The organism is Psychrobacter sp. 72-O-c (assembly GCF_904846605.1).
GTDB lineage: Bacteria > Pseudomonadota > Gammaproteobacteria > Pseudomonadales > Moraxellaceae > Psychrobacter.
Window position 1 is genome coordinate 25,545 of the sequence record NZ_CAJHBI010000029.1, and the last position, 14,744, is coordinate 40,288.

Annotated in this window: 11 protein-coding genes and 1 rRNA gene; 4 read left to right on the top strand and 8 right to left on the bottom strand. The window is 41.9% G+C overall.

The window, feature by feature from the left end:
- Window positions 1-123: 123 nt before the first annotated feature.
- Window positions 124-852, bottom strand: a complete 729-nt coding sequence (locus tag JMX97_RS10685; protein WP_201557999.1) for a DUF1285 domain-containing protein — start codon at window positions 850-852, stop codon at window positions 124-126.
- A gap of 792 nt (window positions 853-1,644) precedes the next feature.
- Between JMX97_RS10685 and JMX97_RS10690 the strand changes: the two genes are divergently transcribed.
- Entirely contained in the window at window positions 1,645-3,282 is a 1,638-nt protein-coding gene (locus JMX97_RS10690; protein ID WP_201558037.1) for an electron transfer flavoprotein-ubiquinone oxidoreductase, read from the top strand.
- A gap of 87 nt (window positions 3,283-3,369) precedes the next feature.
- Here the strand turns inward: JMX97_RS10690 and JMX97_RS10695 are convergent, their stop codons facing one another.
- Window positions 3,370-4,866 carry an alanine/glycine:cation symporter family protein gene (locus JMX97_RS10695; RefSeq protein WP_201558000.1) on the bottom strand — a complete coding sequence of 499 codons (1,497 nt, stop codon included), beginning with the start codon at window positions 4,864-4,866 and terminating at the stop codon, window positions 3,370-3,372.
- A 1,172-nt stretch (window positions 4,867-6,038) separates the two neighbouring features.
- Here JMX97_RS10695 and JMX97_RS10700 point away from each other — a divergent pair.
- From JMX97_RS10700 to JMX97_RS10710, 3 genes are all read left to right on the top strand, one after another.
- On the top strand, window positions 6,039-6,299 hold the full coding sequence (locus JMX97_RS10700; protein ID WP_201558001.1) for a DUF4212 domain-containing protein: 261 nt from the start codon (window positions 6,039-6,041) through the stop codon (window positions 6,297-6,299).
- 4 nt (window positions 6,300-6,303) lie between these two features.
- Window positions 6,304-8,172, top strand: a complete 1,869-nt coding sequence (locus JMX97_RS10705) for a sodium:solute symporter family protein (RefSeq protein ID WP_201558002.1) — start codon at window positions 6,304-6,306, stop codon at window positions 8,170-8,172.
- A gap of 182 nt (window positions 8,173-8,354) precedes the next feature.
- The gene (locus tag JMX97_RS10710) at window positions 8,355-8,900 is read left to right on the top strand and encodes a hypothetical protein (RefSeq protein ID WP_201558003.1); all 546 of its coding nucleotides are present in this window, start codon (window positions 8,355-8,357) and stop codon (window positions 8,898-8,900) included.
- Between the two features lie 154 nt (window positions 8,901-9,054).
- On the opposite strand, the gene JMX97_RS10715 is transcribed toward JMX97_RS10710, so the two are convergent.
- The 6 genes from JMX97_RS10715 to rrf all read right to left on the bottom strand — a co-directional run bounded on the left by JMX97_RS10715 (window position 9,055) and on the right by rrf (window position 14,717).
- The gene (locus JMX97_RS10715) at window positions 9,055-9,660 is read right to left on the bottom strand and encodes a rhomboid family intramembrane serine protease (protein WP_201558009.1); all 606 of its coding nucleotides are present in this window, start codon (window positions 9,658-9,660) and stop codon (window positions 9,055-9,057) included.
- 116 nt (window positions 9,661-9,776) lie between these two features.
- Window positions 9,777-10,829: a 5'-nucleotidase gene (locus tag JMX97_RS10720; protein WP_201558011.1), complete on the bottom strand. Its 1,053-nt coding sequence runs from the start codon at window positions 10,827-10,829 to the stop codon at window positions 9,777-9,779.
- Between the two features lie 270 nt (window positions 10,830-11,099).
- The gene (locus JMX97_RS10725) at window positions 11,100-12,389 is read right to left on the bottom strand and encodes a TRAP transporter large permease (RefSeq protein WP_201558012.1); all 1,290 of its coding nucleotides are present in this window, start codon (window positions 12,387-12,389) and stop codon (window positions 11,100-11,102) included.
- Window positions 12,386-12,913, bottom strand: a complete 528-nt coding sequence (locus JMX97_RS10730; protein WP_201558021.1) for a TRAP transporter small permease — start codon at window positions 12,911-12,913, stop codon at window positions 12,386-12,388. The genes JMX97_RS10725 and JMX97_RS10730 overlap by 4 nt, the downstream gene beginning before the upstream one ends.
- Window positions 12,914-12,930: 17 nt before the next feature.
- Window positions 12,931-13,989: a TRAP transporter substrate-binding protein gene (locus tag JMX97_RS10735; protein ID WP_201558023.1), complete on the bottom strand. Its 1,059-nt coding sequence runs from the start codon at window positions 13,987-13,989 to the stop codon at window positions 12,931-12,933.
- 613 nt (window positions 13,990-14,602) lie between these two features.
- A 5S ribosomal RNA gene (gene rrf, locus JMX97_RS10740) occupies window positions 14,603-14,717 on the bottom strand.
- Between the last annotated feature and the right edge of the window lie 27 nt (window positions 14,718-14,744).

Here is a 14,744-nt window from a genome sequence, read left to right on the forward strand (position 1 = left end):
CCGCTATCATATACATCCTGCTATACACATATCGTCATCTGGAAGCTTCTTATTATGTTGAATATACTTTAAATTAAACACATTGGCCCACAATCTGTAGTCAGACCCTTCAATCAATAAAACTCAACTAGCTGGCATCGACAGGGGATAAGAGTGTCCACCACTTTGTAAAGTTAGTATGGTCTCATCATTTTGTTCTGTTAGTTCACCAATTTCGGTCAAATGATAAAACGCATTGCGACCGATAAGTGCGGTCAACCCATTTCTGATAGGCATATAAGGGCGTATTTGGGGCTCAGTCTGTGGCTTAGCTTGTAACTCAGTGTTATCCATTTGCGCTTCATTATTATTACTGTCACTAACATCAGGCTGATAAGCGCGTAGTATAATCGGATGCTCATCATCCAAACGCACCACATCACCGGTAGTAGTAGTAAACTCCAGCCAGTTCATATTATCTTCAGTAACGATACCGACATTATTAATCAGTAGCGGCACATCCTCGACTTGAATTCGTAGCTTTTGTACTGGCGTTTTCAAAAAATACTCAGTAACGCCGTCTTGCTTTTCTTTCCATAGGATAGAAGCGAATAAATTTACTAATGACTCGCGGGTCATATGGCCACCCTCGTGCCACCACTCGCCGTTGGCTTTAATCACCAAATCCATATCGATGACTTGCTCAGGATGCCATTCTTCTAATGGCGGTATCGCGCGCCCCTGCCGTGTTCCTGCCTCGGACTTTAGATATTGGCTTAGCGAATCCAAACTATTTAGACCAAATGTCACGTCCTGCGGGGTCTCAGAACTATTCATGGTATTATCAATCGTGTTGTTGGTAGCCTTGGTCATCACACACTCTCCTAACTATTAGTCAAAGTTTGGCGTATCCAGTATTACTATTAATTTTAGTTTCGGGTATGATAAAACACCATCGTCATTATAGACCCGTCATATGAATCTTACTTTAACACTGATACCTATAAATGCGTATCGTGTTTGTAGGACTTTTCTTTTATAATGAGTAACGATTTTTTATTAAAATGGTCACATGGGTGTAGTTTTAATTGTCCTTTTACGTTATGGGTTGCTGTGATTACATATGATAACTTTCACATATGCTAGTCTTCAATAGTAACGTTGTTGAGTGATGCCGCAAAGACAGTTTTTATCGAGCAGCCATATGTCTGAGGTAAGTTAGCGTCGCAAGCTTTATTATTCAATTGTTATGCTAATGACGCCCTGAGATAAGCCACTAAAAGTTTAGGAGTAGGTATGCAAGAGCAAGACAAAAAAACGCCAGTCGTTGATACTGATATCGTCAACACTGATGCGCCAGCAACGGTAGAGCCAACAGATTCAGACACACCAGAGTTGACTACAGAGGTCCCAGCCGAAAATGTTGCGGTTGAAAATACAGAGCCTAAAGAAGCAAATCTTGATACCGTAGCTGTTGATAAAGCAGTAGCTATCGATGAAGAATCTATCGAAAAAGCACCTACTGAAAATGAAGCTGCTGAAAAGGTAGCCGTTGATAAAGAGGTTGTTAAAAAAGAACCTGCTGAAGAAACAGTAATCGAAAAAATAGCGGTTGAAAAAATACCTGAGCCCATTGCCCCAGAACCTGAGATTGAGCGTGAGTCGATGGAATTTGACGTTATTGTAGTCGGCGGTGGTCCTGCCGGTTTATCTGCGGCTATTCGTCTACGCCAGTTGGCTATTGAAGCGGGCAACGACGAGTTTATGGTCTGTGTGGTCGAAAAAGGCGCTGAGTTTGGTGGTCATATTTTATCCGGTGCCGTTATTGAACCGCGTGCTTTAAATGAGTTGATTCCTGATTGGAAAGCTAAAGGCGCGCCATTAAATGTGCCAGCGATTGAAGATCGCGTGTATATGTTGGGGTCAGCGACTAAGAGCACTAAGCTTATCGACTCAGTTATTCCAGCCAGTATGCACAACGAAGGCAATTATATTGTTTCATTGGCTAACGTTGTTCGTTGGTTAGCAGAGCAAGCTGAAGAGTTAGAAGTGATGATGTTCCCAGGCTTCCCTGCTGCTGACATCTTATATAACGATGACGGCTCAGTAAGGGGTATATTGACTGGCGATATGGGTGTCGCAGCAAATGGTGATGCCAAGGCTAGCTTTGAGCCAGGTTATGAATTATTAGCTAAATATACTATTTTTGCCGAAGGCTCTCGTGGTCATTTGGGCAAACGCTTAATTAGCCGCTTTAATCTTGATAAGGATTGTGATCCTCAGCATTACGGCATTGGTCTCAAAGAATTGTGGGACATCGAGCCTGAAAAGCATGAGGAAGGTGTTGTTATGCACGGCTCAGGCTGGCCATTAACCGATACTGGCTCTTCTGGCGGCTGGTGGTTGTACTTCGCTGAAAATAACCAAGTTAGCTTTGGTATAGTCATCGATTTATCTTACTCCAATCCTTATATGTCACCTTTTGACGAATTACAACGCCTAAAATTGCATCCGCTCATTCGTAATGTTTTAGAAGGTGGTAAACGTATTTCCTATGGCGCACGCTCGCTTACCAAAGGCGGTCTAAACTCCTTACCAAAGTTCACCTTTCCTGGTGGTGTGTTAGTGGGAGATGATGCTGGATTCTTAAACCCTGCCAAAATCAAAGGTACACATACCTCGATGAAGTCAGGCATGCTAGCAGCCGAAGCTATTTTTGAAGCGTTGCAAGCTGAACGTCAGCATGACGAAGTAATTGCCTATAGCACCATGTATAAAGAATCGTGGTTGTATCAGGATAATTACGAAGCGCGCAACTTCGCTCCAGCCATGCATCGCATGGGCCAATGGATGGGCGGCGCCTTTAACTTCATTGAACAGAACTTGCTGGGTGGCAAAATGCCGCTGACTATTCATGATAACTTACGTGATTATGACCAGTTAGAACGTGCTAACCATGCCTATCAGCCGGAATATCCTAAGCCTGACGGTAAGCTGACATTTGATAAATCATCATCAGTATTTATTTCTAATACCAACCATACTGAAAACCAACCAAAGCATTTAAAATTAACCGATCCTACCGTGCCTATTTCTATGAACTTGCCGTTGTATGCTGAGCCAGCACGTTTGTATTGTCCAGTTGGGGTTTATGAAGTAATCAAGGATGCTGAAGGTGCCCATTTTGTGATCAATTCGCAAAACTGTATCCATTGCAAAACCTGTGATATTAAAGATCCGTCACAAAACATCACTTGGGTAACTCCCGAAGGTGGTGGCGGTCCTAACTATCCAAACATGTAAATTATAATGACTCTATAGAAAAACCGCTCTTAGCCATTTATATTTGGTTAGGAGCGGTTTTTATTTACCTAAAATATTCAGTAGCCGTTAATCCGTCCAAGCATCACGATTGGCTTCGTCTTTAAGTTTGACAAAGTCATCAGGATTAAAGGTGATTTGCTCACCTGTTTTGCCTTCTTTGATTTGCCGCTCATAATCACGCAGTATTCTTAGCGCCACTGGTGACAAGAGGACAATTGCTACTAAGTTGGTCAATGCCATCAGACCCATCGACAAATCAGCAAAGTTCCAAATAGCTGGTAAGCTAGCAACCGCCCCGATAAATACCATACCAAGCACTAGAAAACGAAACACCATAATCATTACTTTAGCGTTTCTGGCACCGGAGATAAATTCGAGGTTAGACTCACCATAGCTATAATTAGCAATGATAGAGGTAAACGAGAAGAAGAAAATGGCAATCGCTACAAAGATAACACCCAAGTCACCGACATATTGTGACAGCGCTAACTGAGTCAGCTGGATACCTTCTTGCTCAACGTTAGGATCGACCACACCTGACAAAATAATGATTGAGGCAGTCGCTGTACAAATCACTAGCGTATCCATAAACACGCCCAGCATTTGCATAAAACCTTGTACTGCTGGATGATCAGGATAACTCTTTGCAGTAGCGGCAGCATTGGGCGCTGAACCCATACCCGCTTCATTAGAGAATAAACCGCGCTTAATACCGTTGATCATCGCTTGAGCAATACCATAACCAATTACCCCACCTGCCGCTTGCTCGAAACCGAACGCTGACTTCACAATCAGTGCAATTGCCGATGGGAATTGACTGAAATTAGTCACAATGATAAATAGCGCCAATAAGATATATAAAATGGCCATCACTGGCACCACTTTACCCGCAATGCGAGCAACCGAACGTAATCCGCCAAATACTACTGGCGTGACCAATACTACTAATACCAATCCGGTCATCCATGTGGGGATACCAAAGGCCTCATTGGTTGCTTGGGCGATGGTATTTGACTGAACCCCATTGAACGCTAAACCAAAAGCAATCAGTAGACAAATAGAGAAGAACACCGCCATCCAGCGCTGACCTAAGCCTTTTTCAATATAGTAAGCGGGACCACCACGATAAACATTATCGGTATGCGGAACTTTATACGCTTGAGCCAAAGTAGACTCAACAAAGCTAGTAGACATGCCGACCAATGCGGTCATCCACATCCAAAATACCGCGCCTGGACCGCCAAGATAAATAGCAATCGCGACCCCTGCCAAGTTGCCAGTACCCACGCGCGCCGCTAAGGAAGTCATCAGCGCCTCAAAAGAGCTAATACCGCCATCTTTGCGCCCTTGATTGGAGGTACGTAATAACACCCACATGTGCCCAAAATGGCGAAACTGAATAAAACGGGTCGCAATCGTAAAATAAAGTCCTGCTCCGATCAGTACAAACATCAATAGCCCGTACCACGGATTGCTGGCAATTAACCACTCATTGTTACCCCAGATCACGCTAACACCGTAATTCACTGCGCTGTTAAACCAACCTGCTAGCTCCTCGCCCATAATGCCCCCTTATTCACACATTTTGCATGTGTTCTATGTTCGTGTTGTGACCCACATCACCTGCATTCTGAAATGCCTTAGTGATGCAACCCCATCTCTCTACTTATTCATACTCGTTTAATTCTAGGCTCATTCAATATCTAGTCTATTCAAATACAAAGTTTGTGATTGGTATCATATTGCTATATTTAATCGCTATATTTTAACTGACTGCCCCTAATTTAACTGTTTCATATTTTTATTTTGGCTATTGTTTATTGTTAAACTTTTGAAGGGTTTTAAAATTATTTATTAAAAGACAATTATTATGAATTTCTAGCTTTCATAAAACTTTTAGGACTTGATATTTTATGTAAGATTGTATAAATCTCATGTAAATTAGAAAATCTCATTGTTATGCCTTTTAGCAATCATTCTATTAATTCTGTTCCTAAAATAAATGCCATTTGGGCTGTGTTAACTTTGAGATAAACATATAAATTTAAATCCTTAATATATATAAGGTGTTAGCGTGTTATCCTAGTAATCTCGGTGACTTGCACACTTCTTACCGACATAAGTTCCTTATGGTCTCTACTAAGCAAATATTTAGTTACATAAAGTAATTTAAATTTATTTATTGTTAATTAAGTCAATATTGTATATATTCCTAATAAGTTCGTAATTATATCTTGCAATACTTATTGGCATGAATAACTAAGAACTTAGTACTTGAATAAGCTTTTCAGGACGATAAAGATAATAAAAAGACAGCGGATTGTCATGCCCTACCGACCTTCTTCAATGAACACCACCATACTCATAAGATAAAATTAATAAAACCCATAATTAATGTATCCATAACCAATATGAGACGTCGTACAGATATTCTTTTAGATTATTAACACTATTGTTCTACAATGCACTTTTTAGCAGAACCGAGCAGTTTATGTCCGTTTTATAAGGCTTCAATTTATACAAACTGGGGTAAAATTTGCTCATTTTATTGGTAATTTTGGGTTACTGAAACTAGTTGATTATTCTGATTTAGCAGTCTATAAAGCAAGTTTTATGATTGTAATATAGACCCCGTATCGAACTGTATCGCACTTTACGATAGACGCTAAACCACAATGACTTGTTAGATCCTAATTAGTAACTCTGTTTTTATTTCAGACAAAAGGAGTTGTCCTATGGAAAAACACAACGACACATCCGGTTATTGGCGAGCCAATCTCCGTCTCATTACAGGTAGCCTAATTATTTGGGCCCTAGTTTCTTATGGTTTTGGAATCTTGCTACGTCCATTATTGTCAGGTATCGCCATAGGCGGCACTGATTTAGGTTTTTGGTTTGCACAACAAGGATCTATTGGAATATTTATCATCTTAATTTTCTTCTACGCTTGGCGTATGAATAAACTCGATAAACAATATGGTGTAGAAGAGGAATAGCCCTATGAGTCAATTTACGATTAATATTATTTTTGTAGGCCTATCCTTCGCTTTATACTTCGGTATTGCGATTTGGGCGCGCGCTGGTACAACCAGTGAGTTTTATGTGGCTGGTGGCGGTGTGCATCCCGTGGTGAACGGTATGGCAACGGCCGCTGACTGGATGAGTGCCGCGTCATTTATCTCAATGGCAGGTCTAATCGCTTCTAGCGGTTATGGCGCATCAACTTACTTGATGGGCTGGACGGGTGGTTATGTTCTACTCGCCATGCTGTTAGCGCCTTATTTACGTAAGTTTGGTAAGTTCACGGTCCCTGACTTTATTGGTGACCGTTTTTATTCCAAGACTGCGGCCATGATTGCAGTCGTATGTTTGATTGTCGCATCCACTACTTATGTTATCGGACAGATGACTGGTGCTGGTGTTGCATTCTCACGTTTCTTAGAAGTTGAAAATACAACCGGACTGCTTATTGCTGCTGTCGTCGTATTTTTCTACGCCGTGCTTGGTGGTATGAAAGGAATTACCTATACGCAGGTTGCGCAGTATGTGGTTCTAATGATCGCTTATACGATTCCTGCGGTCTTTATATCGCTTGAATTGACTGGCAACCCAATTCCAGGTCTTGGTTTGTTCTCAACTCACACTGAATCAGGTCTTCCAATATTAACCAAGCTTAATCAAGTTGTCACCGATTTAGGTTTTACTTCTTATACTGCTGACGTACCTAACAAGCTCAACATGGTGCTATTTACCTTATCACTTATGATTGGTACGGCAGGTCTACCACACGTTATCATTCGCTTCTTCACAGTACCCAAAGTTGCTGATGCCCGCTGGACAGCCGGTTGGACCTTGGTATTTATATCGCTACTATACTTCACTGCTCCAGCAGTAGGTGCTATGGCGCGTCTAAACCTAATCGACACTATCTATCCACAAGGTGTTGAAGAACCTGCTATTAACTATGATCAACGTCCAGATTGGATGAATACTTGGGAAGAAACGGGTCTTATCAAGTACAACGATTTGAATAACGATGGCCGTATTCAGATGTATAACGATAGCGGCCTTGGTGCAGCAGAGCTGGCATTGACTGCGGCTCAAGCTGAGGGCGGCGACGTCGCTGCAGCAACCACTGCAGTTGCAACAGCACAAGCAGCGCATGACTTAGAACTCGATGGACGCTTTACTGATGCGGGCTGGAAAGGTAATGAGTTAGACGTAAACGCTGATATCTTAGTATTGGCTAACCCCGAAATTGCACAGTTACCAGGCTGGGTTATTGGACTAATCGCCGCAGGTGGTTTGGCAGCAGCGTTATCAACGGCAGCTGGCCTATTACTCGCAATCTCATCAGCGATCAGTCATGACTTGATTAAAAGAAACCTCAATCCAAATATCAGTGATAAAGGCGAGCTAAAAGTAGCGCGTATCACTATGGGTGTGGCGATTGTCATTGCCACATGGTTGGGTATTAATCCACCAGGATTTGCTGCACAGGTGGTTGCACTGGCCTTTGGTATTGCAGGCGCATCCCTGTTCCCTGTATTGATGATGGGTATTTTCTCTAAGCGTATTAACAACCTCGGCGCTATCGCTGGTATGTTAACGGGTCTGATTAGTATCTTAGTCTATATCTTTATTTTCAAAGGCTGGTTCTTTATCAGTGGTACCGCAAACTTCCCTGATACTGCAGAGTATTGGTTGTTTGGTATCTCGCCATTATCATTCGGCGCGGTAGGTGCTTTACTTAACTTTATCGTAGCATTCGCTGTGTCTTATGCTACTGCGCCACCACCGGCACATATCCAAGAGCTGGTTGAGAGCGTACGTTCTCCACGCGGTGCTGGCGGTGCAGTTGACCACTAAGCTAGTATTTACAAGGCTTAGCTAATAGACCTATCGTTTGTTACTCTATCACTCACAGGCAGCAACTGCTTGTGAGTGATTTTTTTATCCCAACACAGTTATAACTATATTTTCGTATTAATATAGTTATATGACCAGTGATTATTCAGTTAAATGCGCCTAGTGCGTTAAGGACATATCTTATGCTTTTTGAGTTTATCGCTACCATTGCTGCCGGATTTGGACTAGCTGGGGTAGCACTCGTCATAACTCACCTCAGCAAACTAGCAGGTAAAAAAGCACCGAAATGGCTTATTCCCTTGTTTGGTGCGGCTGGCATCTTCGGCTTCCAAATACACCAAGAATACAACTGGTTCGATCAGCAAACCGCTCAGCTTCCTGAAGGCGTGACCGTCGTCAAAAAGATTGAAAATAGCACCTGGTTTCGCCCATGGTCGTATGTTAAACCGCAAACATTTCGCTTTATGGCAGTAGATAGTGGCCATGCGAGCACTCAAGTGGACAATCCAAAAATCTATCTAGTAAATTTATATCTATTCGAGAGACGCCTAAGTGTTCAGAAAATTCCACAAGTCATTGACTGTGCTGCGCCTGCACGCGCAGATTATCTGATACCAACGAAAGACAATCAATTGACTGTTAAAGAGCACGTTGAAAAAACGACTAAGTGGCGACCCTTAGCGACAGATGATCCATTGTTTATTAGTGTTTGCTCAGAAAAGGGCTAAGCAATATGGCAAAGGGTATAGCTATATAGTAAATAGTAATAAAAGAGTGGTGATAAGAGATCGATAATAAAAGAGTAGTGACAACCAATTACTTGGTGAGAGATGTGTTTGGATTGGTCGCATAATAACGACGCTCAATGGCGCCTAGTAACACTTAAAAACGCTTCGTAATGCTTGTATAGGCATGCTTCGAGTTCGCCCCCAACAATAAACCAGCGCATAGACCACCAAAGTGCGCCGCAAATGAGATACCCTGTTGCGGCATTAAGCCTTGCTTAATAGTAAGCCAATATCCTGTGCCCATCACGATACAAGCTAACAGATATCCCCAACGCCGCGCGAATACGGCACCGCCTATCATATAGCCCAGCATCGCAAAACACAGTCCTGACGCGCCGATATGAATTGTCAATGGTGAGGCTATCAACCATGTCATTACGCCTGATGCGACAATGAGTTTAAGAATAGTACGGTAAGCATTATTTTCGAACAGGCCGAATAAAAATAATATCTGTAACAGCACCAAGGTATTGCCCAGTAAATGGGCAAAGTTACCATGCATCGTCCACGAGGCAAACACACCTACCATACTACCCAAATCGAATGTACGCGGAACGATACCAAAAATGTTCCACAGGCCAAACACTGCAATTTTATTAAGAAAGAACATACCCCACATCGGTATCAGCACAAAAGCGTATAAGCCAATAACTTGTTTAAGTCGCGCCATAACCAATGCAAATAACGGTTGCCACTTCATATCTCGCCTCTTCTCTTTATCTTTACTCTACTAAATCTATTTATTCTTACGCTAGCATCTCTGTGTCTTTAGCATGCAGTCTCCCTTTATTATAGAAGGATAGACTGTATTACACGCTAATATTTTACAGTAAAAAGAGTTTGCTCCGTTGGCGTAAAGAATAATGATGACGTGTCTTTGCCAGCGGCTAGGTAACTATCAGCATGCAACAAAGATGCTGAATGATAAGGTACCAATGCAGTGGGAACAAAACTGCGCGCCGCGTCAATGTGTTTAATCGAATCATCAAAAAAGATATGCGGAGCAAAGGTTTTTAGCACCGCTGTTTTTTCAAGCCCTCCTAAAAAGAATGCCATATCTACATTAACCCCCCACTCGCGTAAGGTCTTGATAGCTCGCAGATCAGCAGGTGCATTACGCGCCGTAACCAGTGCAATTTTTATTGGACAATGATGCAGACCTGCTGGTAGACGCGCTTGTAAGTTGGACAGCTTAATCAATAACTCTGCATAAGGACCTTTTTTGATAGGCATATCTCGCATCTGAGCTTCACGCTCATGAAAGGCACGCAAACCTTTTTGCTTATATAATAATTCCCCTGAATCATCGAACAATACTGCATCACCATCAAAGGCAATACGCAGCTGCTCAGTATCCAGCTCATAGGTATTCACAGGAGTAGCATCTAATATCGCACAAGCACAAATATTAGCATCTGCTACCTGCTGTGCGTCATCGCGATTGGTGGTCAAAAATAAATCAATATTAAAATCGTCAATATAAGGCGCTACTGAACTACCCGATATGAATGCTGAACGCGAGATATTCAGCTTATGTTCACGAATAGCATTGAGTACCTGAATACCGGTATCTGGGCTACTTTTAGAGACAATAACCACTTCAACCAAAGGCGTTTCAATCTCCGGATCTAATGCCGTGGATTGGTTACTCTGCTTATTTAAATTAAGTAAAGCTTTGATAAGAGGATAGCCTGCACCAATACTTAGAGGATCATTTTCACGCTCTGCCATATAATCACGAAATTCTTTGATAGCCTCGGTAGGCCGTTGCTGCAATAACTTAAGTAGATAGTTTTCAGATTCTGACAAATCAAATAGGGCGGTTGCGGAAATTGCGACTATCAGGGTATTGCTAAAATCAACTGCCATAATTTTATCTACTTATAAGTTTTTATGTGGAAACACTTAAAGATTGAGGTTTATTGATTTTACTACACTTACTAGCTTAGACAAGGAGGAGAAAAGTTATGATAACGTCATCATTTTGTCATAGCCTCAAAATCATAAAATAAATCGATAACTTTACTCCATAAAAAACCATATTGTCATTACAACAATATGGTAAGAAAAACTAAGAACTGGCTTCTGACACTCATGATTCAAATAAAGGCTTGTTTATTTATCTACTACCCATAAGCTTTAACTTAATAACACCAGGGAAATGGCAGGGAAAGACACCAAAACAATCAACCGAATCAAGTCAGAGACAATGAAGGGCGCCACCCCGCGAAACATATCGGCAAGCTTAATATGCGGTGCCACCGCTTTAATCACAAAGATATTCATGCCCATTGGCGGGGTAATAAGCCCAAGCTCTACGGTTAATACCGCAATAATACCAAACCAAACGGGATCAAAGCCTAATGCTAGAATAATTGGGTATACCACAGGAATGGTAATCACCAACATCGCTAAGGCATCCATAAACAGACCCAGCAAAAAGTACATGATCAAGATGCAGATTAATACAATCATTGGACTAACGGCTAAACCACCAATCCACTCTGCTAGCGTATTAGACATTCGCGATACAGAAATAAAGTAGCCAAGTGCTTCTGCGCCTAACAGCATAAAGAATACGACCGCAGATAACGCCAAGGTCTCAATTAACGACTGCTTTAGCCCGTCCAATCTCATGCCTTTAACAAAGGCATAGGCCCAAGCAGCAAACGCCCCTACTGCAGCCCCTTCAGTGGGAGTAAATAATCCAAAGAAAATACCAGCGATAATAACAATAAAAATAAAGCTAAAAGGGATAAGGCCCGTTAAAGAAATTATTTTAGCTTTCCACGGGGTTCGCTCGCCACGTGGCGCTAGATGTGGCTTCCAGCGCACCATGATCATCACGGTAATAGAGTACATGACTATGCCTAAAATACCTGGTAAAAACCCAGCAATAAACATATCGCCAACCGATTGTTGGGTCAAGATAGCATAGACAAGAAGCGCGATACTCGGTGGAATCATGATCCCCAAGGTACCACCTGCAGCTAAAGCCCCACAGGCAAAACCAGGCTGGTAACCATGTTTTTCCATTTGTGGCAATGCCACTCGCGCCATAGTAGAAGCAGTCGCTAACGAGGATCCGGAAATAGAAGCAAAGATACCTGATGAGCCAATGCCAGCAATACCAAGGCTCCCTCTAACACCACCAAAGATAGTACGGGTAGAATCGAATAGTTTGGTCGCCATACCAGAATGAGTAGCAAAAACCCCCATTAATATAAACAAAGGAATGGCACTAAAATCATACTTTGCTAAGACATCTACCGGAATATCTTTTAGCATTTGTACAGCACCACTAGGCGAGGTTACTGCCCCAAAGCCCACTAACCCTACCCCTAACATCGCCAAAGCAACAGGTACTCTGCCGACGACTAATAAAATCATGCACACTAAACCGATAGCACCAATAATTTCTGTACTCATGCGCCTGTCTCCTCGGCGTCAAAGAACTCGCCCGTTTTGAAAATATTAATGGATTCGATAAGGGCGCGAATAGCGAGCAAGGCACTTAAAAACGAACTTAGGGCATAAATGGGCATCATTGAAATTCTTAGATCTTGAGTCACTTTACCGAAATGCACGGCATCGACTGCACTCTCATATAGGCCCCATGTGAACACGATACCTATTAAGAAAAACCCCATCATGAAGGTACCCATCATGTAGCCTTTAATAGCCTGGGGCATTTTTTGGGTAAAAACGTCCACGATGATTTGTGACCGTTCAACATAGGCGGCAAAAGCGGCGAGCAATGCAAAAAGCATAAAATAAGAGACAATCTCCACGCCACCTTTAATAGTAAACCCAAACTCACCACCAGTGATCTTAAACATATAGCGAAAGAAGACATCTGCAATAGTGGCGACAACAATGATGATTAAGCTGATACCACCAATGAACTCACACACCCTTGCAATAAAGCGACTGACTCTAACCAAAAATACCATGTGGAAACTCCAATAGATTAAACCTTACAGGCAGCACTAGCCGCTTTAGCCTTTTCATAAACACCATCAGCATCTAGTCCTAAAGCTGTAACATCACTAAGATATTTTTGTGTGCCTTTTTCAAGAGGGCCTTTCCAGTCTGGGTTATTGAGCGGATCTGGAATATCGATAATTTCATCCCCTTTATCTCTTGCCGCTTGCAGAGCTATTTGATCATGTTTATCAAATACTTTACCGACTTTTTTCGCCAGAGCCATACCTGAATTGTCGTCAATCACTTTTTTCAAGTCATCAGGTAGTCTGTCGTAGCTGTCTTGATTCATAGTCACCATAAGCGCAGAGCTATAGAAGGGTATATTAGTATGATACTTCGTTATTTCATCAATTTTAAAAGTTGTGACTGCTTCCCATGGGAAACTTAAACCATCAACAACACCACGCTGTAGGGACGTATACATATCATTAGCAGGCAACCCTACAGGAGAAGCACCCATACTCTCGATAATGTCACCTGCGACTGCTGAAGGGCGACGAATACGCATACCTTTCATATCTTCAGGGGTTCGAATTAATTTGTTAGTAGTATGGAGAGTTCCAGGACCGGCGCCATACATAAATAGCAGATGCGAATCTTTATATTCGTCGGCAAAAGTGCCATCTTCATAAAGGGTTTGTAGCATGCAACCCATCTGAGTGGCTGAGCTTGATAAACCTGGAAGTTCAGCAATTTGGGTTAGTGGGAATCGGCCGCTGGTATAACCATGCGCTTGAGAGCCAATATCAATGGTTCCCTTTACCGCAGATTCATAGGTAACATCTGCCTTACTAAGGGTCGCTGATGGATAAAGCTCAACCTTGAGACGGCCATTAGAGTCTGTTTCTATTTGTTCAGCCCAAGGTTTAAATACTTCTTGATTGATAGAAGAAGTCGCAGGCCAAAAATGTGAGAAACGCAAAGTAGTGGTTTCTTGAGAGGAAGCAGCCGCAGAATCACTGCCAGTGTCAGATGAATTAGAACAACCCATAAGGCTAAGTGCTGCTATCGCACCTATTGAGAAAAGAGGAGCAAATTTCATTACCAATTCCTTTTGATAATTATTAAAAAAATAAGAGTCTACCTATCAATTAGCTAAAAGGATTAAATGTTATTTGAATCGTGTTTAGTGTTGATTAAAAGATAGCTCTCTATCATATTTACGAGTAACTGTTATTAAATCAAATTTAAACTGCTATTTAGAATTAAAGTCGCTGCCTAAAATTAGCAGCTATAATGATAGGTGTCAAATCATTTTAGATAATAAAGTAGAATACTTTTTCAGCTTTACAATTGCTTTGTTGCCTCTCATTTTGTCTAATAAATGCCTTATTTTCAGTTTGGCTCTATAAAATCTCAGAAATTAAAAACTCATGGGTACTATCTATAGGTACCAAAAGTGACCTACGTATAGACCTAAGTAAAAAAGCATTGGTGCTAAAAAACCTTCCATCTTGCACTGCGGACCACTAACTGCGCTACCGCTTCGCCTTGCATCACTAAAAAGGTCTCTCAGACCTTTTCTTAACGTGTCTCACCCGAGCACTGGTTGTTCCTTGCTCATAAATAGGATTTACTGCATAGGTCACTGAGGAATTAAAGATAAAAAAAGCCCCCAACCAGATAACTGGTTGGGGGCTTTTTAGGGAATAGAGAGCTGACGATGACCTACTCTCACATGGGCGAACCCACACTACCATTGGCGCGATGATGTTTCACTTCTGAGTTCGGGAAGGGATCAGGTGGTTCCATCATGCTATTGTCGTCAGCAAAGGGGGTTAGATATGAGTCTGCAAA

Bases quoted from the DNA above. Each gene is read 5' to 3' on its own strand.
- JMX97_RS10720 (WP_201558011.1), bottom strand. From the start codon at position 10,829: ATGGCAGTTGATTTTAGCAATACCCTGATAGTCGCAATTTCCGCAACC.
- JMX97_RS10685 (WP_201557999.1), bottom strand. From the start codon at position 852: ATGACCAAGGCTACCAACAACACGATTGATAATACCATGAATAGTTCT.
- JMX97_RS10715 (WP_201558009.1), bottom strand. From the start codon at position 9,660: ATGAAGTGGCAACCGTTATTTGCATTGGTTATGGCGCGACTTAAACAA.
- JMX97_RS10725 (WP_201558012.1), bottom strand. From the start codon at position 12,389: ATGAGTACAGAAATTATTGGTGCTATCGGTTTAGTGTGCATGATTTTA.
- JMX97_RS10735 (WP_201558023.1), bottom strand. From the start codon at position 13,989: ATGAAATTTGCTCCTCTTTTCTCAATAGGTGCGATAGCAGCACTTAGC.
- JMX97_RS10700 (WP_201558001.1), top strand. From the start codon at position 6,039: ATGGAAAAACACAACGACACATCCGGTTATTGGCGAGCCAATCTCCGT.
- JMX97_RS10730 (WP_201558021.1), bottom strand. From the start codon at position 12,913: ATGGTATTTTTGGTTAGAGTCAGTCGCTTTATTGCAAGGGTGTGTGAG.
- JMX97_RS10690 (WP_201558037.1), top strand. From the start codon at position 1,645: ATGGAATTTGACGTTATTGTAGTCGGCGGTGGTCCTGCCGGTTTATCT.
- JMX97_RS10710 (WP_201558003.1), top strand. From the start codon at position 8,355: ATGCTTTTTGAGTTTATCGCTACCATTGCTGCCGGATTTGGACTAGCT.
- JMX97_RS10705 (WP_201558002.1), top strand. From the start codon at position 6,304: ATGAGTCAATTTACGATTAATATTATTTTTGTAGGCCTATCCTTCGCT.
- JMX97_RS10695 (WP_201558000.1), bottom strand. From the start codon at position 4,866: ATGGGCGAGGAGCTAGCAGGTTGGTTTAACAGCGCAGTGAATTACGGT.